The organism is Pseudomonas sp. EL_65y_Pfl1_R83 (assembly GCF_963970695.1).
In the GTDB taxonomy this organism is placed as follows: Bacteria; Pseudomonadota; Gammaproteobacteria; order Pseudomonadales; family Pseudomonadaceae; genus Aquipseudomonas; species Aquipseudomonas tritici.
In genome coordinates this window covers 191,344-217,973 of record NZ_CAXAQI010000005.1, presented here as the reverse complement: position 1 = coordinate 217,973, position 26,630 = coordinate 191,344, and the positions used below count along the sequence as shown (strand labels likewise).

The following is a 26,630-nucleotide window of genomic DNA, read 5'->3' as shown; positions in this document are numbered from 1 at the left end:
ACACGACCGGGGTGCCTTGATCATGTCCGCTTTCTTTGCCGAACGCGCGCTGCTGCCTAATGGATGGGCCAACGATGTACGCCTTGAAATCAGCGCAGATGGGGTGGTGACAAGAGTTGAGGCCAATGCCAGCGCAGACGCTGCAGAACGGCTGAGAGGCCCGGTGTTGGCGGGCATGCCGAACCTGCACTCCCACGCTTTCCAGCGCGCAATGGCAGGTTTGGCAGAAGTGGCCGGAAACCCGAATGACAGTTTCTGGACCTGGCGCGATTTGATGTACCGCATGGTCGGCAAGATCAGTCCGGAGCAATTGCACGTCATCGCGCGCCAGCTGTACATCGAGATGCTCAAGGCCGGTTACACCTCGGTGGCCGAATTTCACTATGTGCACCACGATGTCAACGGCCAGCCGTATGCCGACCGCACGGAGCTGTCGCGACAGATCAGCCAGGCAGCGACCAGCAGTGGCATTGGCCTGACATTGGTGCCTGTGCTTTACACCCACTCCGGGTTTGGCGGCCAGGCACCGAATGAAGGCCAGCGGCGGTTTATCAACAGCACTGAAAACTATCTGGACCTGCAGGCGCGGCTGAAACCGATCCTGGCGGCACAGCCGGCGCAGCAGTTGGGGTTGTGTTTCCACTCCCTGCGCGCCGTCACGCCCGAGCAAATCCATGCAGTGCTGGCCGCCAGCGACAAGGCGTGCCCGGTGCACATCCACATTGCCGAACAGCAGAAAGAAGTCGACGACTGCCTGGCCTGGAGCGGAAAGCGCCCGCTGCAATGGCTGTATGACAATGTCGAGGTGGATGAACGTTGGTGCCTGGTGCATGCCACGCATGCAGATCCTGAAGAGGTCACGCGCATGGCCAAGAGCCGCGCAATTGCCGGTTTGTGCCTGACTACCGAGGCTAACCTGGGTGACGGGATTTTCCCGGCCGTGGATTTTCTCGCCCAAGGCGGACGCATGGGCATCGGTTCCGATAGCCATGTGTCACTGAGCGTGGTGGAGGAATTGCGCTGGCTCGAATATGGCCAGCGCCTGCGCGATCAAAGGCGTAACCGCCTGTATCGCAGTGATCAACCGATGGTGGGTCGCACGCTGTTTGACGCGGCGCTGGACGGTGGCGCCCAGGCATTGGGGCAGCCGATTGGCCGATTGGAAGTGGGTAAACGTGCGGATTGGCTGGTACTGGATGGCAATGATCCGTACCTGGCGACGGCAAGCGAAGACGGGATTTTGAATCGCTGGTTGTTTGCCGGTGGGGATCGGCAGGTGCGTGATGTGCTGGTGAACGGGAAGTGGGTGGTGCGGGATGGGCGGCATGCCGGCGAGGAAGAAAGTAGCCGGGCGTTCACCCAAGTCTTGAGAGATTTGCTGAGTTAATAACCCCCTAAAACACATGTGGGAGCTGGCTTGCCTGCGATGCAGACACCGCGGCGTGCCTGTCAAACCAGGTTGATGCTATCGCAGGCGAGCCAGCTCCCACATTTGAAAAACGGTGTTTTCGGGTTACTGCGAAGTCTTCGCCATCTGCTTGTCCGACGTGCGCCAGATCAACCGCGTGGTGTCATACCCCTGCTGCCGCGCCCTGCTCAACAGGTCTTCGCGAGTGTCGGCGCTCACCGTAGGCGTGCGCGACAAAATCCACATGTACCGCCGGCTCGGGCTGCCAACAATCGCGGTCTTGTAGTCATCGCTGACATACAGCACCCAGTAATCGCCCTTGGCAACGCCCGGCAACAGTGCGGTAAACCAGTTATTGAATTCCACCCAAAGCTTGTCAGTCTTGCCCGGCACTTGCGGCGTAGCCGTGCCCTTGGCTTCTTCCCACTTCCACTCGGTCGTCAGGCAGCGGTTGAACACCGACATGTCGCCATCAGGCAGCAATGTGTAGCGGGCTTCGGACTGCGCGCAGTTGCGCTGGAAGTACATCGGCAATCGGGCCAACTCATACCAAGTGCCCTGATAACGCTTGAGGTTGACGTTGTTCGCAGTCTTGGGTTGCAGATCATCGCCAGAATGGCTGGCGCAGCCCGCCAAAAACAGGCTGGCGCAAAGGAACAAAACAAAACGGATCATTCTTCTTCTCCCGCAGGCTCTCGCCCCGGTTTACTTCAGGCCTTGCCCGGAAAACATCAGAACCTTGTCACCGGCATATTGCACGCTGATAAAGCTGTTTTTATCACCCCAGGTGCAGCTGGACATGCCCAGTGCGCCGGAACAGTCAGTCGGCTGACCCAGCAGTGATTCCACTTCAGCCTTAGGCATGCCAGCGGAAAGCTTCGCGTAATTTTCTTGGTTGACCTTGCTGCAAGCGGCCAACAGCACGCAAAAGGTCAGCAAGGCGAGACGACGTAACGACATGGAAAAACTCCTGGAGGGACTAAGCAGAATGGGGGTCTGCCAGAAGCTTAGAAGGGAAAAGGGGTTTCTGGTTCCCGACGAACGAAAACAAAAAAGCCCCGAAAACGCTGAAACGTTTCGGGGCTTCTTTAAGGGTGAACCGGCGCCCAAAAACGCCGATCACTTATCGCCGCAACTTACTGCTTGTGGTAAGCCGTCACACGCTCAACTTCTTCTTTCGAACCCAGGAACACCGCCACACGCTGGTGCAGGCCTTCAGGCTGAATGTCGAGGATACGCTGGTGGCCGTCGGTGGACGCGCCGCCTGCCTGCTCAACCAGGAAGGACATCGGGTTGGCTTCGTACATCAGGCGCAGTTTGCCTGGCTTGGACGGCTCGCGGCTGTCGCGTGGGTACATGAACAAGCCACCACGGGTCAGGATGCGGTGCACGTCGGCCACCATCGCGGCGACCCAACGCATGTTGAAGTTTTTCTTCAACGGGCCTTCTTCGCCGGCCATCAACTCGCCCACGTAGCGGGTCACAGGTTCTTCCCAGTGGCGCTGGTTGGACATGTTGATCGCGAATTCCTGGGTGGACGCAGGAATGGTGATGTCTTCGTGGGTCAGTACGAAACTGCCCATTTCTCGGTCCAGGGTGAAGCCTTTGACGCCGTCGCCCAGGGTCAGTACCAGCATGGTCTGCGGGCCATAGATCGCGTAACCCGCCGCGACCTGTTCGGTGCCTGGCTGCAGGAAGGCCTTTTCGTTCAGGGCCTCGTTCTGGCTCAAGTACTCGTTAGGGCAACGCAGTACCGAGAAGATGGTGCCGACGGGAGCGTTGATGTCGATGTTGGACGAGCCGTCAAGTGGGTCGAACACCAGCAGGTACGCGCCTTTCGGGTATTTGCCCGGGATCTGGTAGGCATTGTCCATTTCTTCGGACGCCATGCCGGCCAGGTGACCGCCCCATTCGTTGGCTTCGAGCAGGATCTCGTTGGAGATGACGTCGAGCTTCTTCTGCACTTCGCCCTGCACGTTTTCAGTGCCCATGCTGCCCAGGACACCACCCAGTGCGCCTTTGGACACGGCGTGGCTGATTTCCTTGCAAGCACGCGCCACCACTTCGATAAGGAAGCGCAGATCGGCAGGCGTGTTGTTGCTGCGGGTCTGCTCGATCAAATAGCGACTCAAGGTAACGCGGGACATGTAAGGCTCCGGAGAATGGGGGGCTTGAAAACCCGCGCAGTTTAGCGCGAGTCGGGGCGTATTTCCTCCTATCAGAGGATTTAAACCCAATAGAGTTCATGGACTTTATTTAACGTGCCACCGGCGGCTTGCGCAGCAAACTGTAGGCCATGGCGCCCAGTGCCGCCACGCCGAGCAGTAACACGGCCCAAAGCCCGAGTTTTCTCCAGTTCGTGCCGGCATCGGCAGCCGCTACGATCGGCGGCGATGTCACGGCGACTTCCCCGGCGACTTTCGCTTGTCCCAATGTCTTGAGACGCTCGGCGCTGTAGTCAGGGATCAGGGTCGAAAGCGCAAGGTTCGCCGCCTTGACCGACGCATTCCCCAGCGCCAGTGTAAACGGCGGCTCGCCCCGGGCCAGGAACACCAACTGCGTGGCGCGCACCGCAAAACGCAGCGCTGGCGCTTCAATGCCCAGGCCGCCGCCGCGTTCATCCACTGCCAACTTGAGTTCGGCGACCGTTTGGCCCGGCAGCTGCAATTCATCCTGCACCACGTCCTGGCCATTCTGGGTCAGGCGATACAGCACGCCATTGCTCAGGGGCTGCCACGCCTGTTTGCTGTCCCTACGCCCCGCCAGCGTAACGGGCGCCAGCGTGTTGGCTTGCTTCAATTCGATGCGCAGCCGCTCGATGCTCAGCCCCACGGGCAACTGCCAGCTGTATTCCCCAGCCTTTAACCGTGTACCCGCCAAGGGTTGCGACCACACCAACGGCATCGGCAGGCTGCTGCTGGTCGCGCTCACCAGCTTTGCCGAGGTCAGCAGCGGCGCCGCCTGGCCTTGCCAGACAAGGCGCAGGTAACGCGCCGATTGCCCAGGCAAGTTCACGTCATGCTGCTCGACCCGCTCGTCGGCGAATGACAAGCGCGCCACCTGCCCATCGCCCCAGGCTTGCCAGTGCTGCAAGTCATCACTGGCCTCAATGCTGAAACGCTGGAAGCCCTCTTGCTCGCGGCTCCAGTCCAGACTCAATTGCTGCAACGGCGCCTTGATCGCACTGGCGTCCAATACCCAGCCGCGCAGCACTTGCTTGCCGGGTTTTGGCGCAGCGGACGGTTTTATTTCCACCAGGGTGCCTGTGGTGGAGGCTTTCATCACCACGTCGGGCAGGGCTTGCTGGGTGTCGGCGGCGTACAGCGGGAACCACTTAACGTCGGTGACGTTGCGGCTTTCGGTGCGCTGCGAAGATTGGCGCGACAACGCATAGGCCTGCGGCTCGCCGGCGGCGTTGAACACCCGCATATCGCTGAGATCAGCCTGGCGCGCGCTCAATTGCACGGCCAGTGGCAGTTCCAGGCGATACCAGGGCCCGCTGCCGCTCACGGCCAGCGGCACATGGGTGGTGAAGTCGGACGGACCTTCCTGTGCAAAGGCTGCCGAACACGCCATCCATACCGCCAAACCACTCAGTTTCAGCTTGCCCATCAAGAAGACGCTCCCTCGGTTTCAGTCACAGGTTCAACGCGTTTTGGCGGCAGCGGCGCAAAGTAGCCCACCACCAGCAACAACCCGCCCACACCGATAAACGACACAATCCGCGCCAGGCCGCCACGGTTGCTCAGTTCGACAAAGAACAGTTTGGCCACCACCACCGCAATCAGCGCCGCGCCGATCAGCCACACTTCGCGACGATGGCGCAGGTGACCGCCGATCATCAGGCCAAGGGCGATCAAGGTCCAGACGATCGATAGGCCGGCCTGCACCAGCATCGACGCCAGCAACGCATCCAATTGAAACGGCACGCCGCCCCAATGATGAGCGGTGCGCATCACCAACGCCGTAAAGAAGGCGAACAGCGAGACACCCGCCACGCCCTGGGCGATCAATTCAATACGCGGCCCACGCTCAGGCGCCGCACTGCGCGACCACAGGTAAATGCCCAGCAGCGCGAACAACAAGCCCAGATCCAACGGGTTGAGCAGCGGAACATAAGGCAACGGCTCGGCCGTGCCGTCGCTGAAGCTGTTCGCCAGCCAGAACCACCCCAACATCAGCACTGCCAGCGGTAGCGCGGCCAGCACACGGTATTCCCTTGGGTACGCCGACACCGGCCATGGCCAACGGCGTGGCGCGGCGGCCAGCACCAGGTACAGGCTTGGCAGAATCGCCCAGCCCAGCCAGCGCCAGGCGTTGTACTCGCTCGACAGCACCAGCAGGCCGTAACGCACCTCCAGCGCCATCACGCCGATCAGCATCCAGCAGCCCACTACGTGCGCCGCGCTCAGTACCTTGGCTGGAACCACCGCCGCCAAACGCCGCAGCGAGATGAAATGCACCACGAACACCGCTAACCAAGCCAGCCAACCGTACTGCGCCGCCGGGTGGTAATAGGTATGCGCAGACACCAGCAACACCGCACCGGCCGCCGGCATCAACAAAGTGCAGAGCATGCCCAACGACGCCCAGCGCAGTCGCTCGGACAGAAACGCCCAGATCGCCACGCTTACCGCTGCGATGCCCAACAAAAACGAGCCCTGCAGTGCTTGCGGGATAAACCGCAACACTTCACCGACCAATGCCAGCGTCCACCAGGCCGCGCCCCACACCAGCAGCACGTCGGACAGGCGCTGCAGTTTCAACACGGCAAACACCGGCGCGTGGGGTTTGCGCTGCAAGCGCCAAGCACCGACCAGTGCCGCCAGGCCCAGCACCATCGGCGTCCAGAAACCGCTGTGGGCCAACGGACGCAGGCCCTCACGGGTCAACGGGCCAAGCAACTCCGGCACCGCCAACAGGAACGAGCCGCCGCCGATCAGTTGCAGCAGCAAGCCGAACACAAAGCTGACGCGCTGTTGCAGGTGCAGGCTCAGCCAGATGATCAACAAACCGCTGGCCGCCCATACGCCGCTCGCGCGCTCCCAAGGCAAGACGAACAGCACCGCGAGATTAATCAGGACAAGACCCGCCAGCAGAACCACCGACAAACCACGTAACAGCCGTACATCGGCGCGCACCCTCTCATCGCGCGCCGCCAGGAGCATGCCGCCAATCAACGCCAGGCCGATCAGCGAGGCCGTGAGCAAGCCACTCCACCCCGCATTAAATACCGCCGCCCCGTCACCGCCCTGCAAGCGCAGCAGGAACAACGCGCCGCCCAGCAACTGCACGGCGAATGCGCTGAACAGGAAGGTCCGCGAACCAATGCGCAGGCCGACGAACAGGGTCACCAGGCCGGCGATTGCCCAACTGACAGCCGTGCCTTGAGTATTCAGCAGCAAGGGTGCGAGCAGGTACAAAAAGCTCAAGCCAAGGCTCGCCAGCACGGGCAGACCTTTGCGCTCCAAATCAGTCGCCTGTTCGGAGGGTGTCTTGCGCAATTGATCAAAGCTGAACAGCAACGCCGCGCCCAGCAACAGCGCACCCAATGGCGCGCCGGCGAGCAAACTATGTTCGCCGAGGTGCAGCTCACGGAGAAAAGCCAGCGCCGAACCCAATTGCAGTAACACGCCAAATGCTCGCGCCAGTGGCCGCTGTTGACGCAAGCCGAGCCAGAAAATCCCAGCGCCCTCCACCGCCCAGGCCGCAGCCGTCCAGCGCGCATCCAGCCCGAGGGGAATCGCCAGGCTGGCGAAGATCACACCCAGGGCCAGGCAGGTCTCCGCCAACAGCAAGGCGCGCCCGCCGCTCAGCAGCCGAGCCAACCCCATGTAGATGACGCCCAAGCCCAGCGCGCTGAAGGCGGCGGCGAACTCCACGTGCTGCACCAGCGCGAACTGCAAGCCAAAACCTACCAGCGGCGGACCGAACAACATGCTGCCGTCGACATAATCACCCTTGGCCGCCGACCAGCGCAGTAGCGCGCCACGGCTGTCATCCTCGGGCGCGTCGCTCATCTCCAGCAATTTGCGCCGGGCGAACAATAGGCCGATGGTCAGGTACATCAGGAAAAACAGAATCAGGAACGGTTCGGTGCTCCACAGCAATTGCGGCGTGTAGGAGCGCAGACCCCAGGCGAAGCCGATACCAAAGGTGCCGACAAAGCCGATCAGGTTGAGCAAACGCCAGGCCTTGAACCAGGCGATGGCGAGGATGCCGGCATTCAGCAGGGCGAAGTAACTGAATAGCGCGACATGGTTACCGGCACCGGTAGACGTGAGGATGGGCGCCGCAAAGCCGCCGAGCGCCGCCGCAGAGGCCAGCCCCAAGGCATCCTGGGTGATTGCCAGGATCGCCGAAAACACCGTGACGGCCACCAGCAAACCCAGCGCCGCACTCGGGTCTATCAACGGATGCAAACGCATCGCAGCAAACACCGTCAGGTACAACACTGCGATCCCGGTGCCTTGCAACATCAAGCCGTAGCTGCTGTTACGCCGCCGCAGCCACCAGCCCAGACCGAGTAGGCCTAACGCCGCAGCGGCAACCCCGGCGTAACGCACCTCGATCGGCACCACCATGCCTTCGGTGGCGTAACGCAGCAGGAAGGCCAGGCCGAGAAACAGCAGCACCACGCCAACCCGCAGCACGGTATTGCCGCCAAACAGCCAATTGCGTGCGCCACTGATGGCGCGTTCGATCAAGTTGGGGCCACGAGGAATGGCAGGTGCTTGAGGGCGCGGAGTTGGGGCAGGCGTCCAGACGTCGGCCGGCAGCGGCTGGCTCGGATTGGCGACCGTGGCGACAGGTGTGATGTCGGCAGGCAGCTCCCAAACAAGCTCTGGGGCTTGGGTAATAGGTGTCGGCTCGGGGATGGGTGTTTCGGCGATGACACTGCTCGTCGGCGCGGGCACTTCCAGTTGCCGCAAGCGTTCGCCCAGCGCTATCAGCGACTTTTGCGTGGTTTCCAACTGACGCGCCCGCTGGTCCGCTTGGGCCGACAGCTTAGCCAGGCGAATTGCCTGGCCAATGCCGAGCCCCAACAGCGCACCGATGCCCGCGTCACTGAACGACTCATCGAGCGTCCAGCCGAGCGCAAGGCCAATCAGCATGAAAATCCATTGCATGGTCGATATCCCTAAGCAAACCGTGGCCTAGTATATCGACGCGGACTCAATGTGGGAGCGGCGGTGCGAAGATTCGACTTGCTCGCGAAAGCGGTGTATCAGCCGACATACTCGTTAACTGATACAGCGTATTCGCGAGCAAGCCCGCACACATTTTGTATTGCAGCGTTTAGTCGAGCGCTTTCCAGATCTCTGTGGCGTACTCGCGGATCGTCCGGTCCGAAGAGAACCACCCCATCCGCGCGGTATTGAGCACCGCCGAACGCCACCACGCCTTGGAATCATGCCAATGCGCTTCGACCCGCGCCTGTGCGTCCCAGTACGAGTCGAAGTCGGCACACACCAGGAAGCGGTCGTAGTCGATCAACCCGTCGATCAGCCCGACATACCGGCCCGGATCATCCGGCGAGAACACCCCGCCGCGAATCGCTTGCAGCACATCGCTGAGGCGATTGGACGCTGCAATGTCCTGCCCGGCGTTGAATTCACCGGCGTGTTTACGCGCTTCCACCTCCTGCGCGCTGAGGCCGAAGATAAACATATGCTCGGCGCCCACGCGCTCGTGCATTTCCACGTTCGCGCCGTCCATGGTGCCGATGGTCAACGCACCGTTGAGACCGAACTTCATGTTGCTGGTGCCCGAGGCTTCAAAGCCGGCGGTGGAAATCTGCTCCGACAAATCCGCTGCCGGGATGATGCTTTCCGCCAGGCTGACGTTGTAGTTGGGCAGGAACACCACCTTGAGCAAACCGCGCACGGTCGGGTCGTTGTTAACGGTTCGCGCGATGTCGTTGGTCAACTTGATGATCAACTTGGCCTGGTGATAACTCGCCGCCGCTTTACCCGCGAAGATCTTCACACGCGGCACCCAGTCGGTGCCCGGTTCGGCACGGATAGCCTGGTAGAGCGCCACCGTGTGCAGCAGGTTCAGCAGTTGGCGCTTGTATTCGTGAATCCGCTTGACCTGCACGTCGAACATCGCCGCCGGGTTGATCGCGATCCCCAGCCGTTCGTGAATGAGGTCCGCCAGTGCGCGCTTACTGTGTAGGCGCTGATCGGCGAAGGCTTTGCGGAAGGTCTGCTTCTCGGCGAAGGTTTCCAGCTCGCCCAGGCGCGTTTCCATGTTGTCGAGAATGTCCGGGCCCAATGCGCCCACGAGCATCGACGTGAGTTTCGGGTTGGCCTGGTACAGCCAGCGGCGGAAGGTGATGCCGTTGGTTTTGTTGTTGATGCGCTCCGGGTACAGCTTGTGCAGCTCGGAGAACACCGTGTTGCGCATCAACTGGGTGTGCAAACCCGACACACCGTTGACGCTGTGGGAGCCGAGGAATGCCAAGTTGCCCATGCGCACGCGGCGGCCGTTGTCTTCTTCAATCAGCGATACGGCGCGCAATACGTCGAAATCGTGGACGCCCTTGGCGCGCAGCGAGTCGATGTGCTGGGCGTTGATCAGGTAGATGATCTGCATGTGCCGGGGCAGCATGCGTTCCATCAAGCCGACAGGCCAGGTTTCCAATGCCTCGGGCAACAGGGTGTGGTTGGTGTAGGAAAGGGTTTCGACGGTGACGTCCCACGCCGCTTCCCACGGAATGTCGTGCAAGTCGACCAATTGGCGCATCAACTCGGCCACGGCGATGGACGGGTGGGTATCGTTGAGCTGGATCGCGGCGTGTTCGCCCAGGCTCAGCACCGAGCCGTGCATGTTCTTGTGACGACGCAGCAGATCCTGCAGCGAGGCCGAGACGAAGAAGTATTCCTGGCGCAGGCGCAGTTCCTGCCCCGCTTCGGTGCTGTCCGCAGGGTAAAGCACCCGGGAGATGCTTTCAGCGCGGGCCACTTCGGCGACGGCGCCCAAGTGGTCACCGGCGTTGAAACGCTCCAGGTGCAGGTCTTCCACTGCGCGAGCACGCCACAGGCGCAAGGTATTGACACTCGCGCCGCGCCAGCCGACCACCGGGGTGTCGTAGGCAACCGCGCGTACGGTTTCGCTCGGCGTCCACACTTGGATCAGCTTGCCGGAAGCATCCGGCAGGGTTTCGACGCTGCCGCCAAAACCGATCGGGTAAATCACTTCGGCCCGTTCGAATTCCCATGGGTTGCCGAAATCCAGCCAGCGTTCGGTTTGCTCCTGTTGCCAGCCATCGACAATCGCCTGGCGGAACAGGCCGTGCTCATAACGAATGCCATAACCGTGACCCGCAATGCCCAACGTCGACATGCTTTCCATAAAGCACGCGGCCAGGCGGCCTAGACCACCGTTGCCAAGCGCCGCATCGGGCTCCAGCAGGCGGATGCGCTCAAGATCGACGCCCAGCTCCGAGAGTGCATCGCGCGCGATCTCCAGCACGCCAAGGTTGCTCAGGCTGTCGTAGAGCAAGCGACCGATGAGAAATTCCAGGGAAAGGTAATAAACGCGCTTTTGACCTTTGCGGTAAATGCGCCGCGTATGGTCCATCCAGTGGTCGACCATCTGGTCGCGTGCGGCCAGGGCAATGGCTTCGAACCAGTCGTGGTCGAAGGCGTGATCCGGGTCCTTGCCCACCGCGTAAGTGAGTTTGGTCAAGACGGCATCGCGAAATGCGGCTACCTCTGCTTCTCGTGCAAGTGGTTCCTGAGACATCAATTGCGACCTCGGGCGAGATAGAAGGAGTTGCTAGAGCCTAGACGGTCTGACAGAAGGTAGACGCTCTGGTTCGTCAGTTTTTTAACGCATTCATCTATACAGGATTTTAATGCAGGGGCCGTGCCTGCTTTTACCCCTACCCACCTTCGAGCAGAAACCCGGAAAATATTGTTCAAAAAATCACCAATCCCGGTATCATCGCGCGCCCGGACACAGCCCCACCTTTTTGGAACCCTGATGAAGCCTCAACTGATCGCCGCCGCGGAACTCGACCGCCTTGAAACGTGGCAGAAATATTCCGCGCACATGTGCGGTGGTTGCGTGTCCAGCTGCTGCACGCTGCCGGTCGAAGTGAAGATCAAAGACCTGATCCGCATCGGCATCGTCGATGAGTTCGAACTGGGCGACCCGGCGAAGAACATCGCCAAGCGCTTGCAGAAGGAAGGCATCGTCGAGCGTTTCAATTCCAAGTCAGAAATTTTTACCCTGCAGCGCATGAGCAACAACGATTGCCTGTACCTGGATCGTAAGACGCGCTTCTGCACTATTTATGACAAACGCCCGGATACTTGCCGCAATCACCCGAAGATCGGGCCGCGGCCTGGGTATTGCGCGTATAAGCCGAAAGAAGTAGTGCGCGAGACTAAGTTCAAGACCCTCGACAAATTCTGATCTGGATTTTGTGGTGTTCTGACGGGCCTCTTCGCGAGCAAGCCCGCACACACTTGACCGCGCTCATCCTGAAACAACGCGGTCGAATGTGTGGGGGCTTGCTCGCGAAAGGGTCGGCACAAACACCACACAAACTGCAGACATAAAAAAACGCCCCCGGCCTTTCGACCGGGGGCGTTTTTCATTCAGCCTGAGTTAACTCAGTTCTTGGCTTTCTTGGCAGCGCGGGTACGCTCGCCTTCGTCCAGGATCTTCTTACGCAGGCGGATCGACTTAGGCGTAACTTCGCACAGCTCGTCGTCCTGGATGAATTCCAGGGCCTGTTCCAGGGTGAAGCGAACAGGTGGAACCAGAGCGATGGTTTCGTCTTTACCCGAAGCACGCATGTTGTCGAGCTTCTTGCCTTTGGTTGGGTTGACGCCCATGTCGTTGTCACGGCTGTTCAGACCAACGATCTGGCCGTTGTAGATCTCTTGACCGTGTTCAACGAACAGCTTGCCACGCGCCTGGAGGGTTTCCAGGGAGTAGGTCAGTGCCTTACCTGTTTCAACCGAGACCAGAACACCGTTCTGACGGCCAGACATATCGCCGGACTTCATGGTGTCGTAGCGATCGAAGATCGAGGTCAGGATGCCAGCACCGTTGGTCAGGGTCAGGAACTGGTTACGGAAACCGATCAGACCACGCGCAGGGATGTTGTATTCCAGACGTACACGGCCTTTGCCATCCGGCACCATGTTGGTCAGGTCGCCCTTACGCAGGCCCATCTCTTCCATCACCTTGCCCTGGGATTCTTCCGGGGTGTCGATGGTGACGTTTTCGAACGGTTCCTGCTTCACGCCGTCAACCTGACGGATGATCACTTCTGGACGACCAACGCCCATTTCGAAGCCTTCGCGACGCATGGTTTCGATCAGTACCGAGAGGTGCAGCTCACCACGGCCGGAAACCTTGAACTTGTCAGCCGAGTCGCCTTCTTCAACGCGCAAAGCAACGTTGTACAGCAGCTCTTTGTCCAGACGTTCCTTGATGTTACGGGAAGTCACGAACTTGCCTTCTTTACCGCAGAAAGGCGAGTCGTTTACCTGGAAGGTCATGGAAACGGTTGGCTCGTCAACGGTCAGAGGCTTCATCGCCTCGACGTTGTCCGGCTGGCACAGGGTGTCGGAGATGAACAGCGAGTCCATACCGCTCACGCAAACGATGTCGCCTGCGAAAGCTTCTTCAACGTCGATACGGTGAAGACCGTGGTGACCCATCAGCTTCAGGATGCGGCCGTTACGCTTCTTGCCGTCGGCGCCGATAGCGACAACCGGGGTGTTCGGCTTGACGCTACCACGAGCGATACGGCCAACGCCGATAACACCCAGGAAGCTGTTGTAGTCCAGTGCCGAGATTTGCATCTGGAACGGACCGTCACGGTCAACCTTCGGTGGTGGAACGTGGTCAACAATCGCCTGGTACAGCGGGGTCATGTCTTCCGCCATGGCGGTGTGTTCCAGACCGGCAATACCGTTCAGGGCCGAGGCGTAGATAACCTGGAAGTCCAGTTGCTCTTCGGTAGCACCCAGGTTGTCGAACAGGTCGAAAATCTGGTCCAGAACCCAGTCCGGACGTGCGCCTGGACGGTCAACCTTGTTGATGCACACGATCGGACGCAGGCCGGCTTCGAAAGCCTTCTTGGTCACGAAACGGGTTTGCGGCATAGGGCCGTCTTGAGCATCAACCAGCAGCAGAACGGAGTCAACCATCGACATTACGCGTTCTACTTCGCCGCCGAAGTCGGCGTGGCCCGGGGTATCCACGATGTTGATGTGGTAGCCGTTCCAGTTGATAGCGGTGTTTTTAGCCAGGATGGTAATACCGCGCTCTTTTTCCTGGTCGTTGGAGTCCATCACGCGCTCGTCGTTGAGCTCGTTGCGCTCCAGGGTGCCGGATTGACGCAAGAGTTTGTCTACCAGGGTGGTTTTACCATGGTCAACGTGAGCAATGATGGCGATGTTACGTAGATTTTCGATCACTTGTGTATCTCGATCAGAGGATTCGGTGTGCTGACAGGTCGTGGCAGCGATTTACAGTAGAGTCAGGCCTTGCCGTTACAGCTTGACGGCAGAGTCGGGGGGCCGGTGACGCAGGCCACAGGCAAACAGCCCCGGGCTCTTAGCTCGGTCGATAAACGCGCACATTGGCATACCCCTCACTGAGCAAATGGTGGGCATGCAGGCGACTCATCACGCCTTTGTCGCAATACAACAGGTACTGACGGCTGTTATCCAGTTCCTTGAAACGCGCGTTCAATGCATAAAACGGCAGCGTTTGTACGTCGATGCCGGCGATTTCCAGCGGCTCATCTTCGGCGGCATCCGGGTGACGGATGTCGACGACGATCTGGCCAGCCAGGGCTTCGCTGACTTCTTCGATCTTCACGTCCTGGCCCAGTTCGTCGATTACGCGATCGATCGGGACCATTTTGGCGTTCTCAAGCGCACGCTCAAGAATCGCCATGTCGAACTGTTGTTCTTCGTACTCCACGCGGTTGCGCTTGGCGTGGGTCTTGGGGTTCACCGAGATGACCCCGCAATATTCCGGCATATGCTTGGCGAAATCAGCGGTACCGATTTCTTCGGCCAGGTCGATGATGTCCTGCTTGTGACTGGCGATCAGCGGGCGTAGCACCAACTTTTCGGTCACGCAGTCGATCAGCGACAGATTCGGCAGCGTCTGGCTGGACACCTGGGAGATCGCCTCACCGGTCACTAGCGCGTCGATCTGCAACTGATCGGCGATCCGTGACGCAGCGCGCAACATCATACGCTTCAAAACTACGCCCATATGACTGTTATCGACTTTACCGAGAATTTCGCCCAACACTTCCTCAAACGGCACGCTTACAAATAGCACGCGTTGGGAGCTGCCGTATTTCTTCCAGATAAAGTGCGCAACTTCCATCACGCCCAATTCGTGTGCACGCCCGCCCAGGTTAAAGAAGCAGAAGTGGCTCATAAGGCCGCGGCGCATGATCTGGTAAGCCGCCACCGTGGAATCGAAACCGCCGGACATCAATACCAGGGTCTGTTCCAGGGCGCCCAGCGGGTAGCCACCGATGCTGTTGTGCTGGCTGTGGATCACAAACAACCGTTGGTCGCGAATTTCCATGCGCACTTCAATTTGCGGCGCTTTGAGGGAAATTCCAGCGGCGCCGCACTCGCGACGCAGCTTGCTGCCAACGTATTTTTCGACGTCCATGGAGCTGAAGGTGTGCTTGCCGGCACGCTTGCAACGCACCGAAAAAATCTTGCCTTCAAGCTCGCTGCCGAAGTGCTGTTTGCACTTCTCGGTGATGTCATCGAAGTCGCCCAGCGGGTACTCATCCACCTGCAGGAAATGCGCGATGCCCGGCATGCAGCTCAGGCGCTCGGTCATGTCTTTCAAGGCTTTGGGCTCGGTAATACGGGTTTCCAGCTCGAGGTTGTCCCACACACCATTCACCACCACAGCCGGGTCCAGATCGCGGAGCACGGCACGGATGTTCTTAGCCAATTGACGGATGAAACGCATCCGTACCGGTCGGCTTTTGATGGTGATTTCGGGGAAGACTTTAACGATTAATTTCATGGAAACAGCGCGCGCCGGGCCTGCTGAAAAAGGGGGGCGCGGATTATAGCGGAAATCGCTCACGGTTTAACCAGTTAATATACAAAGCACAGGCAGCGCACTAAATAGGTGCGCCAACCTTCCGTTGCGCCACATTGCGGTGCGCAAATTTTACGCTTTTGTCGCAATGCACTTTTATAGGGGCGTTTTTAGATCAAAAAACCCATGTTGGCGCACTGGCATGCAATTTGCTCTCTTGTGAGGCAGGTTGCCATGGCGGAGTATCCGCGCCGGCATCACCCAAATTCTAAGGGCTACTCCACTACCCAGCCCGAAGCCACCCGGAGGACACTATGTCGAAGTCGGTTCAACTCATCAAAGATCATGACGTTAAATGGATTGATCTGCGCTTCACGGACACCAAAGGCACTCAGCACCACGTGACCATGCCGGCTCGCGACGCGCTGGATGATGCTTTCTTTGAAGAAGGCAAAATGTTCGACGGTTCCTCCATCGCTGGCTGGAAAGGCATCGAAGCCTCCGACATGATCCTGATGCCGGACGACAGCACTGCCGTGCTGGACCCGTTCACCGAAGAGCCAACCCTGATCCTGGTTTGCGACGTGATCGAGCCTTCGACCATGCAAGGCTACGACCGCGACCCACGTGCGATCGCCAAGCGTGCCGAGGAATACCTGAAGTCCACCGGTATCGGCGACACCGTATTCGTAGGCCCGGAGCCAGAATTCTTCATCTTCGACCAGGTCAAGTTCAAGTCCGACATCTCCGGTTCGATGTTCAAGATCTACTCCGAACAAGGTTCGTGGATGTCCGACCAGGACGTCGAAGGCGGCAACCATGGCCACCGTCCAGGTATCAAAGGTGGCTACTTCCCGGTTCCGCCATTCGACCATGACCACGAAATCCGTACCTCCATGTGCAACGCCATGGAAGACATGGGCCTGGTCATCGAAGTGCACCACCACGAAGTGGCCACTGCCGGTCAGAACGAAATCGGTGTGAAGTTCAACACCCTGGTGGCCAAGGCTGACGAAGTTCAAACCCTGAAGTACTGCGTACACAACACTGCCGTGGCTTACGGCCGTACCGCGACCTTCATGCCTAAGCCTCTGTACGGCGATAACGGTTCGGGCATGCACGTTCACCTGTCCATCGCCAAAGAGGGCAAGAACACTTTCGCTGGCGAAGGTTATGCCGGCCTGTCTGACACCGCCCTGTACTTCATCGGCGGCATCATCAAACACGGTAAGGCCCTGAATGGCTTCACCAACCCGTCGACCAACTCCTACAAGCGTCTGGTCCCAGGTTTCGAAGCCCCGGTAATGCTGGCCTACTCGGCACGTAACCGTTCCGCCTCGATCCGTATTCCTTACGTCTCCAGCCCTCGCGCCCGCCGTATCGAAGCACGCTTCCCGGATCCAGCAGCCAACCCATACCTGGCGTTCGCCGCCCTGGTCATGGCCGGCCTGGACGGTATCCAGAACAAGATCCACCCAGGCGACGCCGCCGACAAAAACTTGTACGACCTGCCGCCTGAAGAGGCCAAAGAGATCCCACAAGTGTGTGGCAGCCTGAAAGAAGCCCTGGAAGAGCTGGACAAGGGCCGCGCGTTCCTGACCAAAGGCGGCGTGTTCAGCGACGACTTCATCGACGCTTACATCGGCCTGAAAAGCGAAGAAGAAATCAAGGTTCGCACCTTCGTACACCCACTGGAATACGAGCTGTACTACAGCTGCTGATCCGGTAGCGCTGCTTAAGGTGGCGTGATGAAAAAGACCTCCTTCGCGGAGGTCTTTTTTTGCCCGCAATAGGTGAAAAATGTGGAAGCGGGCTTGCCCGCGATAGCGTACTGCCCGCCACCTGATGTATGACTGACCCATCGCCATCGCGGGCACGCCCGCTCCCGCAGGAGATCACCTTTGAAATACCGACTTTTGTTCGCTCTGCTATTCGTCAGTGCCGGTGCGAGCGCCGCGCCGCCTACCCTTGATCCGCTGCTCAACAGCATCGCCGAGCGACTGGAGATTGCCGACCAAGTGGCGTTAAGCAAATGGGACAGCAAAAAGCCCGTAGAAGACAAAAAGCGCGAGCAAGAGGTAATCGCCAGCGTGGTCGCCCAGGCACCGAGCTACAAGCTGGACCCTGGCGCCGCCGAGCAGTTTTTCTCGGCGCAGATCGAAGCGAACAAACTGGTGCAGTACACCCACCTGTCCGATTGGCAGTTCCAGGGCAAGGCGCCTGACGATCCGCGCCCGGATTTGGTCAAGCAGATTCGCCCACAGCTGGATGAACTGCAAAAACACCTGCTGCAGCAACTAGCCGATTTCACTCCCCAGCGCACTGACCCGCAGTGCCCGCAATGGCTGGCCCAGGCGGTACACGAGCCGCTGAACGACCCTCTGCGCCAACTGGCAATGATCCGTGCCACCGCCGAGCTGTGCATCTTCAAAGGCTAAAGCCTGCAAACCCAATCAAAAATGTGGGGCGGGCTTGCTCGCCCCCACATTTTTGATTGGGTGCATTCAAGAACTATATCGGGCGCCTCCTGAACAACCTTCACAAGTCCGCACTATATTGGTGCGATACGCTGCACCCTTCCCACCTGTTCAGCCCATTTTGGTTCGAAACTACCCGAGCAAGCTGGCAGAACGCCACAGTTTCGCGCCTTAACCCGCCATTTCAGGGCTTGCACGCTTCTTTTCGGAGCCTTGGTTTGGTTTTTGCATTTTCCTTGTATCAGCGTGTGCCTCAAGCCCGCGCCTTGCTCCAAAAGAGGTCCTGATGACCATCAGTGATGCACTGCACCGTTTGTTACTCGACAACCTGACCACCGCGACCATCCTGCTCAATGGCGACTTGCGTCTTGAGTACATGAACCCGGCGGCGGAAATGCTCCTGGCCATCAGCGGCCAGCGCAGCCATGGGCAGTTCATCAGCGAGCTGTTCACCGAGTCGGCCGAAGCCTTGAGCTCGCTGCGCCAGGCGGTGGAGCAGGCACATCCATTCACCAAGCGTGAAGCGATGCTCACCGCCCTCACCGGCCAGACGCTGACTGTCGACTACGCGGTGACCCCGATCCTGAGCAACGGCGCCACCCTGCTGTTGCTTGAAGTGCATCCTCGCGATCGCCTGCTGCGCATTACCAAGGAAGAAGCGCAGCTGTCCAAACAGGAAACCAGCAAGATGCTGGTGCGCGGCCTGGCCCATGAGATCAAGAACCCCCTCGGCGGCATTCGCGGTGCAGCGCAACTGCTGGCCCGCGAGCTGCCGGAGGAACACCTCAAGGACTACACCAACGTCATCATCGAAGAAGCCGACCGCCTGCGTAACCTGGTGGACCGCATGCTCGGCTCCAACAAGCTGCCGTCCCTTGCGATGACCAACGTGCACGAAGTACTTGAGCGCGTCTGTCATCTGGTCGAGGCCGAAAGCCAGGGCTGCATCACCTTGGTGCGCGATTACGACCCGAGCATTCCCGACGTATTGATCGACCGCGAGCAGATGATCCAGGCGGTGCTCAATATCGTGCGCAACGCCATGCAGGCCATCAGCAGCCATAACGAGCTGCGCCTGGGCCGCATCAGCCTGCGCACCCGCGCCCTGCGCCAGTTCACCATCGGCCATGTGCGCCATCGCCTGGTGACCAAGGTCGAGATCATGGACAACGGGCCGGGCATTCCTGCGGAACTGCAGGAAACCATTTTCTTCCCCATGGTCAGCGGCCGCCCGGACGGTACCGGGTTGGGCCTGGCCATTACCCAGAACATCATCAGCCAGCACCAGGGTCTGATCGAATGTGAGAGCCATCCTGGCCACACCACGTTCTCGATCTTTCTGCCTCTGGAACAAGGAGCCCCATCGACATGAGCCGTAGTGAAACTGTCTGGATCGTCGATGACGACCGTTCTATCCGCTGGGTCCTCGAGAAAGCCTTGCAACAGGAAGGCATGACCACCCAGAGCTTCGACAGCGCCGACGGAGTGATGAGCCGCCTGGCTCGCCAGCAGCCCGACGTGATCATTTCTGACATCCGCATGCCCGGCGCCAGTGGCCTGGACCTGTTGGCGCGGATTCGCGAGCAGCACCCGCGTTTGCCGGTGATCATCATGACCGCGCACTCGGATCTGGACAGCGCTGTGGCGTCCTATCAAGGCGGTGCCTTTGAATACCTGCCCAAGCCGTTCGACGTGGACGAGGCAGTGGCGCTGGTCAAACGCGCCAACCAGCACGCCCAGGAACAGCAGAACCAGGAAGCCCCACCGGCCTTGACCCGCACCCCAGAAATCATCGGCGAAGCGCCGGCGATGCAGGAAGTGTTTCGCGCCATCGGGCGTTTGAGCCACTCCAACATCACCGTGCTGATCAATGGCGAATCGGGGACCGGTAAAGAGCTGGTGGCCCACGCCCTGCACCGTCACAGCCCACGAGCGGCTTCGCCATTTATTGCGTTGAACATGGCGGCTATCCCGAAGGACTTGATGGAGTCCGAGTTGTTCGGCCATGAAAAAGGCGCGTTTACCGGCGCCGCCAACCTGCGTCGCGGACGTTTTGAACAGGCGGACGGCGGCACGCTGTTCCTCGATGAAATCGGTGATATGCCGGCCGACACCCAGACCCGCCTGCTGCGCGTGCTGGCGGACGGCGAGTTCTACCGGGTTGGCGGGCACACGCCGGTCAAGGTCGACGTGCGTATCATCGCGGCGACCCACCAGAACCTGGAAACCCTGGTGCATGCGGGCAAATTCCGTGAGGACTTGTTCCACCGCCTCAATGTGATCCGCATCCACATTCCGCGGATGTCGGACCGTCGCGAAGACATCCCGACGCTCGCCCGCCACTTCCTTGCCCGCGCCGCGCAAGAGCTGGCGGTTGAGCCGAAGCTGCTTAAAAGCGAGACCGAGGAATACCTGAAGAACCTGCCGTGGCCGGGCAACGTGCGCCAGTTGGAGAACACTTGCCGCTGGATCACAGTGATGGCGTCCGGGCGCGAAGTGCATGTCAGCGACCTGCCACCGGAGCTGCTCAGCCTGCCGCAGGACTCTGCGCCGGTGACCAACTGGGAACAGGCGCTGCGCCAATGGGCGGATCAGGCTCTGGCTCGCGGCCAGTCCAGCCTGCTGGACAGCGCCGTACCGGCGTTTGAGCGGATCATGATCGAGACGGCCCTCAAGCACACCGCCGGCCGCCGGCGTGATGCCGCCGTTTTGCTGGGCTGGGGCCGTAATACGCTGACTCGCAAGATCAAGGAGTTGGGGATGAAGGTGGATGGTGGGGATGACGATGAGGGTGATGAGGGCTGACACCCTCTAAAATCCACTGAAGATCCAGTGTGGGAGCAAGCCCGCTCCCATATTTGGATCTGCGCAGGGTGTCGGGAACGTGCACCGCTTCAATGCACCCTGAACCGGCATCGGGCACGAATCCAAAACCTGAACCTGCGGCCTCGCTGAGAAAAATCTGAAAACCAAAAAGCGCAAAGCCCCGTATTCCGGGGCTTTGCGCTTTCTGAAGATTTTTTTGGCACACCTTGGCCACTCTGGCACGCGCCCTGCAATAACCCTTGTACGACCCAGTTTCGGGGACCTTGGTACAGGCAGGCCGAGAATCCCCTCTTTAACACCGAAGCCCTCAAGGCTTCACCCCGTTTTGGGAGCCCTGGTACAGGCAGGCCGGGAACTCCCTTCTTTACACCCGGGGCTTATGTGGCGCAGCGCCCATAGCTCCAGCCCGTTTTGGGGACCTTGGTACAGGCAGGCCGGGGATTCCCTCTTTTATTGCTCTTGGAGATGGATCTCCAGCCGCCAGCGGCCATCGGCCTTCTCCCCTTTCCACTCCCCACGCAAAGGCCGAGCCGCCACCAGGTTCAGCAGCAGGCCGCCGTCGGTCTTGCGCACGCGCCAATTCACGCCCTTTTCATTGATCTTGAGTTGCCCACTGGCAGCCTTGCCTTGCGCGTCGAACAGCAGCGCCACCGTACCGTCGATATGCTCGCCGTGCAGCTTGGGTTCGCGGTTGAACCACACCACCACGCCGTCTTTTGCGGCCTCAACCTGTTGCAGTTCGACCGGGTCCGGGGTGGTCAGTCGGCCAATCATCAAGCCGGTCATCAAGCCGACAATCGCCAAAGAGCCCATGACCCGCGGCATAAGCTTCGGCCTTGGGTCCTCTTCGGGGGTAGAATGCAGCGCATCTTTGCCTTCGGAGCCGTGCATGTTTCACGTCATCCTTTTTCAACCAGAAATTCCGCCGAATACCGGCAACGTTATCAGGCTGTGCGCCAACAGTGGCTGCCACCTGCATTTGATCGAGCCCCTGGGCTTCGACATGGACGACAAGCGCCTGCGCCGCGCCGGGCTGGACTATCACGAGTACGCCACCCTCAAGCGCCATGCCGACCTGGCGAGTTGCCTGGAAAGCCTGGGGCACCCGCGGCTGTTCGCGTTCACCACCAAGGGTTCGCGACCGTTCCACGATGCCAGCTTTGCCGAAGGCGACGCGTTCCTGTTCGGCCCGGAAAGCCGGGGTCTGCCACCGGAGGTGCTGGACGCACTGCCGGACGGCCATCGCCTGCGTTTGCCGATGCGCGAGGGGTGCCGCAGTTTGAATTTATCAAACACCGTAGCCGTTGCCGTCTACGAAGGCTGGCGCCAGCTGGGCTTCAAGTAGCACACATAACAAATGTGGGAGCGGGCTTGCCCGCGATGCAGGCACCTCGGTGTGTCAGTCACACCGCGGTGATGCTATCGCAGGCAAGCCCGCTCCCACATTTAGTTCTGTGTCGGGTTCGAAATTACTGAACCGTCGACGCACCTTCCTGTTGCATGCGCTGCAGCTCTTGCGCGTACAGGGCATCGAAGTTCACCGGTGCCAGCATCAGCGCCGGGAACGAGCCCCGGGTGACCAGGCTGTCCAGGGTCTCACGGGCATACGGGAACAGGATGTTAGGGCAGAACGCACCCAGGGTGTGGCTCATGGACGCTTCGTCCAGGCCCTGGATCAGGAAGATACCGGCCTGTTGCACTTCAGCGATGAAGGCTACTTCTTCGCCGTTCTTGACGGTAACCGACAGAGTCAGCACGACTTCATGGAAGTCGCCTTCCAGTGCTTTTTGACGGGTGTTCAGGTCCAGCGCAACGCTTGGGGTCCATTCCTGGCGGAAGATCGCCGGGCTTTTCGGCGCTTCGAACGACAGGTCACGCACGTAGATCCGCTGCAGCGAGAACTGTGGGCCTTGGGCTTCTGCTGCTTCGGTGTTCTGTTGATCAGTCATCGCAGATCCTTCTCTATCTTGGGGTCTTTAAGGGTTTAGAAGTCAGACGAGCAGCAGCGCATCGAGTTTACCGGCGCGCTCCAGGGCGAACAGGTCATCGCAGCCACCGATGTGCTTGGCGCCGATCCAGATCTGCGGCACGGACGTGCGCCCCGCCTTCTGGGCCATTTCGGCACGCACCTGGGGTTTGCCGTCGACCTTGATCTCTTCGAAGGCAACGCCCTTTTTCTCCAGCAAGGCCTTGGCCCTCATGCAGTAAGGGCACCAATCGCTGGAATACACGACAACCTGGCTCATATCACTTCACCAGCGGCAGGTTATCGGCCTTCCAGCTGCCAATACCACCGGACAGTTTGGCGGCGGTGAAACCGGACTTGAGCATCTCGCGGGCGTGGGTACCGGAGTGCTGGCCTTGGGCGTCGACCAGGATGATGGTCTTGGCCTTGTGTTTTTCCAGCTCGGCCAGGCGCGCGATCAGCTTGTCCTGAGGAATGTTCAGGGCGCCGACGATATGGCCGGCGGCGAAATCCTTGGCCGGGCGGATATCCACGACAACGGCCTCATCCTTGTTGACCAGCGCGGTCAGCTCCGCCGTGCTCAGGCTGCGGCCACCGCGGCTCAATTCGTGAGCGATCAGCAGCGCCAGCAGGATGACGAAGGCACCCACAAGCAGGTAATGGGCAGTGGCAAATGCAATCAGGTGATCAACCATCAAGGAGGTTCCAGAGCGTTAAAATGGCGGTAAGTATACACAGCCGTCAGGGGGGGCCAACCCCCGTAAAGCGGTGACGTGTTCGGAACTTCGCTTTAAACTGCCACTCCCTTTTCAATTGTCTTCCTTTATTAACGCCGCGAGAGGATCTATGACTACTACGCCCAAACCTTTGGTCCTGATAATTCTCGATGGCTTCGGACACAGTGAAAGCCACCACGACAACGCGGTGTACGCGGCCAAGAAGCCGGTACTCGATCGTTTGACCGCCACCGTGCCGAACGGCCTGATCTCCGGCTCGGGCATGGACGTGGGCCTGCCGGACGGCCAGATGGGCAACTCGGAAGTCGGCCATATGAATCTCGGCGCCGGACGAGTGGTCTATCAAGACTTCACACGTGTGACCAAAGCGATCCGCGATGGCGAGTTCTTCGAGAACCCGACCATCTGCGCGGCGGTCGATAAAGCAGTGGCTGCCGGTAAAGCCGTGCATTTCATGGGCTTGTTGTCGGAGGGTGGCGTCCACAGCCACCAGGACCACTTGGTCGCCATGGCCGAACTGGCGTTCAAACGCGGCGCCGACAAGATTTACCTGCACGCCTTCCTCGACGGCCGTGATACCCCGCCGAAAAGCGCGCAATCGTCCATCGAACTGCTCGACACCACTTTCGCGGCCCTGGGCAAAGGCCGTATCGCCAGCCTGGTCGGCCGTTACTTCGCCATGGACCGCGACAACCGCTGGGACCGCGTAGCCCAGGCCTACAACCTGATCGTCGACGGCCAGGCCGAATTCCACGCCGCCACCGCACAGGAAGGCCTCGAAGCCGCCTACGCCCGCGGCGAGAGCGATGAATTCGTCAAAGCCACCACCATCGGTGAGCCGGTGACAGTCGAAGACGGCGACGCCGTGGTGTTCATGAACTTCCGCGCCGACCGCGCCCGCGAACTGAGCCGCGTGTTTGTCGAAGACGGTTTCAAGGAGTTCGAGCGCGCGCGTCATCCAAACGTGCAGTACGTGGGCCTGACCCAATACGCCGCCAGCATCCCGGCTCCCGCCGCTTTTGCAGCAGGCACGTTGGATAACGTGCTGGGCGACTACCTGGCAAAAAACGGCAAGACCCAACTGCGCATCGCCGAAACCGAAAAATACGCCCACGTGACCTTTTTCTTCTCCGGTGGCCGTGAAGAGCCGTTCCCGGGCGAAGAGCGCATCCTGATCCCGTCGCCAAAAGTCGCCACTTACGACCTGCAGCCGGAAATGAGCGCGCCGCAAGTCACCGACAAGATCGTCGACGCCATCGAACACCAGCGTTACGACGTGATCGTGGTCAACTACGCCAACGGCGACATGGTCGGCCACAGCGGCAACCTGGAAGCCGCCACCAAAGCCGTGGAATGCCTGGACCTGTGCGTCGGCCGCATCGTCGATGCCCTGGAAAAAGTCGGCGGCGAAGCGCTGATCACTGCCGACCACGGCAACTGCGAGCAAATGTCCGACGAATCCACCGGCCAGGCCCACACCGCCCACACGACTGAACCGGTACCGTTCATCTATGTCGGCAAGCGCGATTTTAAAGTGCGTGGAGGCGGCGTACTGGCGGATGTAGCACCGACTATGTTGATGTTGATGGGGCTGGAGAAACCGGTGGAGATGACGGGGACTTCGATTCTGGTTTAATTCCAGCCTCACCACAAAACCAGTGTGGGAGCGGGCTTGCCCGCTCCCACACTGGTTTTGTGCTGTTTGGAAGATATCTTTTCGCCATACCAGTGCCACTCGGCACCTATCTTGCCTTCCAGCCCGAATTGGGCGTTTTTTTTGCCGCGCTTGGCGGGCATACTAGGCCGTCCATTTCCCTGGTGTCGCCCGCCTCTATGCTTCGCGCCTTGATTACCTTTGCTCTTATCTGCCTGCTCCAACCGGCGTTTGCCGATGAGCGCGCACAAACCCAACAACAGTTGGACGCTACGCGTCAGGACATTACCGAGCTGAAGAAACTGCTCGGCAAGCTCCAGGAAGAAAAATCCGGGGTGCAGAAAGACCTGCGCGGCACGGAAACCGAGATGGGCAAGCTGGAGAAGCAGGTCCAGGAGCTACAAAAAGAATTAAAGAAGAGCGAGTCGGAACTGGAGCGACTCGACGCTGAGAAAAAAAAACTCCAGAGCGCACGCGTTGAACAGCAACGCCTGATCGCGATCCAGGCCCGCGCCGCCTACCAGAACGGCCGCCAGGAATACCTCAAGCTGCTGCTCAACCAGCAAAACCCTGAGAAGTTCGCGCGCACCCTCACCTACTACGATTACCTGAGCAAGGCCCGCATGGAGCAATTGAAAAGCTTCAACGAGACCCTGCGTCAGTTGGTCAATGTCGAACAGGAAATCGCCAACCAGCAATCGCAGCTGCAGGACCAGAAAAGCGCGCTCGACACCCAGCGCAACGAGCTGGACAAGGTCCGCAAGGAGCGCCAGCTGGCCCTGGCCAAGCTCAATGACGACGTAAAGGCCCGCGACGCCAAGCTGCAGGCCCGCGAGCAGGACCAGGCCGACTTGGCCAAGGTCCTCAAGACTATCGAGGAAACCCTGGCTCGCCAGGCACGTGAGGCAGAAGAAGCGCGGCAGAAAGCGCTGATCGCCCAGCAGGAAGCCGAAAAAAAGCGCCAGCGTGAGGCCGAACTGGCTGCCACCTCGGACGCCCCGGCGCCCCGTAAACCGGCGCATGCAGCCTCTGGCCCGCTGGTTTCCAGCGCCGGCGAGTCGTTCGGCGGCCCTTTTGCTTCAGCTCGCGGCAAACTTCCATGGCCGGTTGATGGTCGATTACTGGCACGCTTCGGTGAAACCCGTGGCGATGACACCCGCGCCAAGTGGGACGGAGTGATGATCAGCGCCTCTGCCGGCAGCCAGGTCCACGCTGTTCACGGTGGGCGCGTGGTATTTGCCGATTGGCTGCGCGGCGCCGGTTTATTGGTGATTCTCGACCACGGTAATGGCTATTTGAGCCTTTACGGCCACAATCAGACTTTACTCAAGTCGGCAGGTGATGTTGTAAAAGCCGGTGAATCCATCTCCACTGTGGGTAACAGTGGCGGCCAGGAAACCCCGGCGCTGTACTTCGCTATTCGTCAGCAGGGTCGCCCGAGCGATCCTGCACAATGGTGCAGAACCCAAGGATAAGGGTCGCATCTACATTAGGAGTTCGTTCG

General features: G+C 59.9%; 22 protein-coding genes. 9 read left to right on the top strand and 13 right to left on the bottom strand.

Going from position 1 to position 26,630, the window contains the following annotated elements:
- The first annotated feature begins 22 nt into the window (after positions 1-22).
- Complete coding sequence (locus tag AACY08_RS09400) at positions 23-1,387, top strand: formimidoylglutamate deiminase (RefSeq protein WP_339469178.1); 1,365 nt, start codon at positions 23-25, stop codon at positions 1,385-1,387.
- A 126-nt stretch (positions 1,388-1,513) separates the two neighbouring features.
- On the opposite strand, the gene AACY08_RS09395 is transcribed toward AACY08_RS09400, so the two are convergent.
- From AACY08_RS09395 to AACY08_RS09370, 6 genes are all read right to left on the bottom strand, one after another.
- Positions 1,514-2,083 (bottom strand): lipocalin family protein, encoded by a 570-nt coding sequence (locus tag AACY08_RS09395; RefSeq protein ID WP_314561686.1) that lies wholly within the window; start codon positions 2,081-2,083, stop codon positions 1,514-1,516.
- 30 nt (positions 2,084-2,113) lie between these two features.
- The gene (locus AACY08_RS09390) at positions 2,114-2,368 is read right to left on the bottom strand and encodes a lipoprotein (protein ID WP_049710452.1); all 255 of its coding nucleotides are present in this window, start codon (positions 2,366-2,368) and stop codon (positions 2,114-2,116) included.
- A gap of 176 nt (positions 2,369-2,544) precedes the next feature.
- On the bottom strand, positions 2,545-3,555 hold the full coding sequence (locus tag AACY08_RS09385) for a class 1 fructose-bisphosphatase (RefSeq protein WP_057008551.1): 1,011 nt from the start codon (positions 3,553-3,555) through the stop codon (positions 2,545-2,547).
- 109 nt (positions 3,556-3,664) lie between these two features.
- Positions 3,665-5,020, bottom strand: a complete 1,356-nt coding sequence (locus AACY08_RS09380; protein WP_339469176.1) for a DUF3999 domain-containing protein — start codon at positions 5,018-5,020, stop codon at positions 3,665-3,667.
- Positions 5,020-8,538 carry a DUF2339 domain-containing protein gene (locus AACY08_RS09375; protein WP_339469175.1) on the bottom strand — a complete coding sequence of 1,173 codons (3,519 nt, stop codon included), beginning with the start codon at positions 8,536-8,538 and terminating at the stop codon, positions 5,020-5,022. Before AACY08_RS09375 ends, AACY08_RS09380 begins: the two co-directional genes overlap by 1 nt.
- A gap of 169 nt (positions 8,539-8,707) precedes the next feature.
- Positions 8,708-11,158, bottom strand: coding sequence for a glycogen/starch/alpha-glucan phosphorylase (locus tag AACY08_RS09370; RefSeq protein WP_339457309.1), 2,451 nt, complete (start codon positions 11,156-11,158; stop codon positions 8,708-8,710).
- Positions 11,159-11,398: 240 nt separating this feature from the next.
- Between AACY08_RS09370 and AACY08_RS09365 the strand changes: the two genes are divergently transcribed.
- Positions 11,399-11,833 carry a YkgJ family cysteine cluster protein gene (locus tag AACY08_RS09365; protein WP_049710458.1) on the top strand — a complete coding sequence of 145 codons (435 nt, stop codon included), beginning with the start codon at positions 11,399-11,401 and terminating at the stop codon, positions 11,831-11,833.
- A 200-nt stretch (positions 11,834-12,033) separates the two neighbouring features.
- Here AACY08_RS09365 and typA read toward each other — a convergent pair whose 3' ends face one another.
- Together typA and thiI are read right to left on the bottom strand one after the other, a co-directional pair.
- On the bottom strand, positions 12,034-13,854 hold the full coding sequence (gene typA / locus AACY08_RS09360; protein WP_339469174.1) for a translational GTPase TypA: 1,821 nt from the start codon (positions 13,852-13,854) through the stop codon (positions 12,034-12,036).
- 139 nt (positions 13,855-13,993) lie between these two features.
- Positions 13,994-15,448, bottom strand: a complete 1,455-nt coding sequence (gene thiI, locus AACY08_RS09355; RefSeq protein ID WP_339415503.1) for a tRNA uracil 4-sulfurtransferase ThiI — start codon at positions 15,446-15,448, stop codon at positions 13,994-13,996.
- A 332-nt stretch (positions 15,449-15,780) separates the two neighbouring features.
- On the opposite strand from thiI, the gene glnA reads away from it, so the two are divergent.
- The 4 genes from glnA (at position 15,781) to ntrC (ending at position 20,748) form a co-directional block, all read left to right on the top strand.
- On the top strand, positions 15,781-17,187 hold the full coding sequence (glnA, locus tag AACY08_RS09350) for a type I glutamate--ammonia ligase (RefSeq protein ID WP_339415502.1): 1,407 nt from the start codon (positions 15,781-15,783) through the stop codon (positions 17,185-17,187).
- Positions 17,188-17,367: 180 nt separating this feature from the next.
- A complete protein-coding gene (locus AACY08_RS09345; RefSeq protein WP_339415501.1) occupies positions 17,368-17,904 on the top strand; it encodes a chorismate mutase in 537 nt (178 codons plus the stop codon).
- 325 nt (positions 17,905-18,229) lie between these two features.
- A complete protein-coding gene (glnL, locus tag AACY08_RS09340; protein WP_339469173.1) occupies positions 18,230-19,315 on the top strand; it encodes a nitrogen regulation protein NR(II) in 1,086 nt (361 codons plus the stop codon).
- On the top strand, positions 19,312-20,748 hold the full coding sequence (gene ntrC / locus AACY08_RS09335) for a nitrogen regulation protein NR(I) (RefSeq protein ID WP_339415499.1): 1,437 nt from the start codon (positions 19,312-19,314) through the stop codon (positions 20,746-20,748). The genes glnL and ntrC overlap by 4 nt, the downstream gene beginning before the upstream one ends.
- Positions 20,749-21,219: 471 nt before the next feature.
- On the opposite strand, the gene AACY08_RS09330 is transcribed toward ntrC, so the two are convergent.
- Entirely contained in the window at positions 21,220-21,660 is a 441-nt protein-coding gene (locus AACY08_RS09330) for a hypothetical protein (protein ID WP_339469172.1), read from the bottom strand.
- On the opposite strand from AACY08_RS09330, the gene AACY08_RS09325 reads away from it, so the two are divergent.
- Positions 21,659-22,114: a tRNA (cytidine(34)-2'-O)-methyltransferase gene (locus tag AACY08_RS09325; protein WP_065875774.1), complete on the top strand. Its 456-nt coding sequence runs from the start codon at positions 21,659-21,661 to the stop codon at positions 22,112-22,114. The genes AACY08_RS09330 and AACY08_RS09325 overlap by 2 nt on opposite strands.
- Positions 22,115-22,238: 124 nt before the next feature.
- On the opposite strand, the gene secB is transcribed toward AACY08_RS09325, so the two are convergent.
- The 3 genes from secB to AACY08_RS09310 are packed head-to-tail and all read right to left on the bottom strand — an operon-like array spanning position 22,239 to position 23,430.
- Complete coding sequence (gene secB, locus AACY08_RS09320) at positions 22,239-22,718, bottom strand: protein-export chaperone SecB (RefSeq protein WP_024072893.1); 480 nt, start codon at positions 22,716-22,718, stop codon at positions 22,239-22,241.
- A gap of 42 nt (positions 22,719-22,760) precedes the next feature.
- Positions 22,761-23,015: a glutaredoxin 3 gene (gene grxC, locus AACY08_RS09315; RefSeq protein ID WP_010213876.1), complete on the bottom strand. Its 255-nt coding sequence runs from the start codon at positions 23,013-23,015 to the stop codon at positions 22,761-22,763.
- A gap of 1 nt (position 23,016) precedes the next feature.
- Positions 23,017-23,430 (bottom strand): rhodanese-like domain-containing protein, encoded by a 414-nt coding sequence (locus AACY08_RS09310; RefSeq protein ID WP_049710466.1) that lies wholly within the window; start codon positions 23,428-23,430, stop codon positions 23,017-23,019.
- Positions 23,431-23,581: 151 nt separating this feature from the next.
- Between AACY08_RS09310 and gpmI the strand changes: the two genes are divergently transcribed.
- Positions 23,582-25,108 carry a 2,3-bisphosphoglycerate-independent phosphoglycerate mutase gene (gpmI, locus tag AACY08_RS09305; protein ID WP_339469171.1) on the top strand — a complete coding sequence of 509 codons (1,527 nt, stop codon included), beginning with the start codon at positions 23,582-23,584 and terminating at the stop codon, positions 25,106-25,108.
- An 8-nt stretch (positions 25,109-25,116) separates the two neighbouring features.
- Here gpmI and AACY08_RS09300 read toward each other — a convergent pair whose 3' ends face one another.
- Positions 25,117-25,269 (bottom strand): hypothetical protein, encoded by a 153-nt coding sequence (locus AACY08_RS09300; RefSeq protein WP_339438081.1) that lies wholly within the window; start codon positions 25,267-25,269, stop codon positions 25,117-25,119.
- A 36-nt stretch (positions 25,270-25,305) separates the two neighbouring features.
- Between AACY08_RS09300 and AACY08_RS09295 the strand changes: the two genes are divergently transcribed.
- On the top strand, positions 25,306-26,601 hold the full coding sequence (locus AACY08_RS09295) for a murein hydrolase activator EnvC family protein (RefSeq protein ID WP_339469169.1): 1,296 nt from the start codon (positions 25,306-25,308) through the stop codon (positions 26,599-26,601).
- Positions 26,602-26,630 lie beyond the last annotated feature (29 nt).

Excerpts from the sequence above, each read along its gene's own strand:
- AACY08_RS09400 (WP_339469178.1), top strand. The coding sequence starts at position 23 with ATGTCCGCTTTCTTTGCCGAACGCGCGCTGCTGCCTAATGGATGGGCC.
- AACY08_RS09395 (WP_314561686.1), bottom strand. The coding sequence starts at position 2,083 with ATGATCCGTTTTGTTTTGTTCCTTTGCGCCAGCCTGTTTTTGGCGGGC.
- AACY08_RS09390 (WP_049710452.1), bottom strand. The coding sequence starts at position 2,368 with ATGTCGTTACGTCGTCTCGCCTTGCTGACCTTTTGCGTGCTGTTGGCC.
- AACY08_RS09385 (WP_057008551.1), bottom strand. The coding sequence starts at position 3,555 with ATGTCCCGCGTTACCTTGAGTCGCTATTTGATCGAGCAGACCCGCAGC.
- AACY08_RS09380 (WP_339469176.1), bottom strand. The coding sequence starts at position 5,020 with ATGGGCAAGCTGAAACTGAGTGGTTTGGCGGTATGGATGGCGTGTTCG.
- AACY08_RS09375 (WP_339469175.1), bottom strand. The coding sequence starts at position 8,538 with ATGCAATGGATTTTCATGCTGATTGGCCTTGCGCTCGGCTGGACGCTC.
- AACY08_RS09370 (WP_339457309.1), bottom strand. The coding sequence starts at position 11,158 with ATGTCTCAGGAACCACTTGCACGAGAAGCAGAGGTAGCCGCATTTCGC.
- AACY08_RS09365 (WP_049710458.1), top strand. The coding sequence starts at position 11,399 with ATGAAGCCTCAACTGATCGCCGCCGCGGAACTCGACCGCCTTGAAACG.
- thiI (WP_339415503.1), bottom strand. The coding sequence starts at position 15,448 with ATGAAATTAATCGTTAAAGTCTTCCCCGAAATCACCATCAAAAGCCGA.
- glnA (WP_339415502.1), top strand. The coding sequence starts at position 15,781 with ATGTCGAAGTCGGTTCAACTCATCAAAGATCATGACGTTAAATGGATT.
- glnL (WP_339469173.1), top strand. The coding sequence starts at position 18,230 with ATGACCATCAGTGATGCACTGCACCGTTTGTTACTCGACAACCTGACC.
- ntrC (WP_339415499.1), top strand. The coding sequence starts at position 19,312 with ATGAGCCGTAGTGAAACTGTCTGGATCGTCGATGACGACCGTTCTATC.
- AACY08_RS09325 (WP_065875774.1), top strand. The coding sequence starts at position 21,659 with ATGTTTCACGTCATCCTTTTTCAACCAGAAATTCCGCCGAATACCGGC.
- AACY08_RS09330 (WP_339469172.1), bottom strand. The coding sequence starts at position 21,660 with ATGCACGGCTCCGAAGGCAAAGATGCGCTGCATTCTACCCCCGAAGAG.
- secB (WP_024072893.1), bottom strand. The coding sequence starts at position 22,718 with ATGACTGATCAACAGAACACCGAAGCAGCAGAAGCCCAAGGCCCACAG.
- grxC (WP_010213876.1), bottom strand. The coding sequence starts at position 23,015 with ATGAGCCAGGTTGTCGTGTATTCCAGCGATTGGTGCCCTTACTGCATG.
- AACY08_RS09310 (WP_049710466.1), bottom strand. The coding sequence starts at position 23,430 with ATGGTTGATCACCTGATTGCATTTGCCACTGCCCATTACCTGCTTGTG.
- gpmI (WP_339469171.1), top strand. The coding sequence starts at position 23,582 with ATGACTACTACGCCCAAACCTTTGGTCCTGATAATTCTCGATGGCTTC.
- AACY08_RS09300 (WP_339438081.1), bottom strand. The coding sequence starts at position 25,269 with ATGCCCGCCAAGCGCGGCAAAAAAAACGCCCAATTCGGGCTGGAAGGC.
- AACY08_RS09295 (WP_339469169.1), top strand. The coding sequence starts at position 25,306 with ATGCTTCGCGCCTTGATTACCTTTGCTCTTATCTGCCTGCTCCAACCG.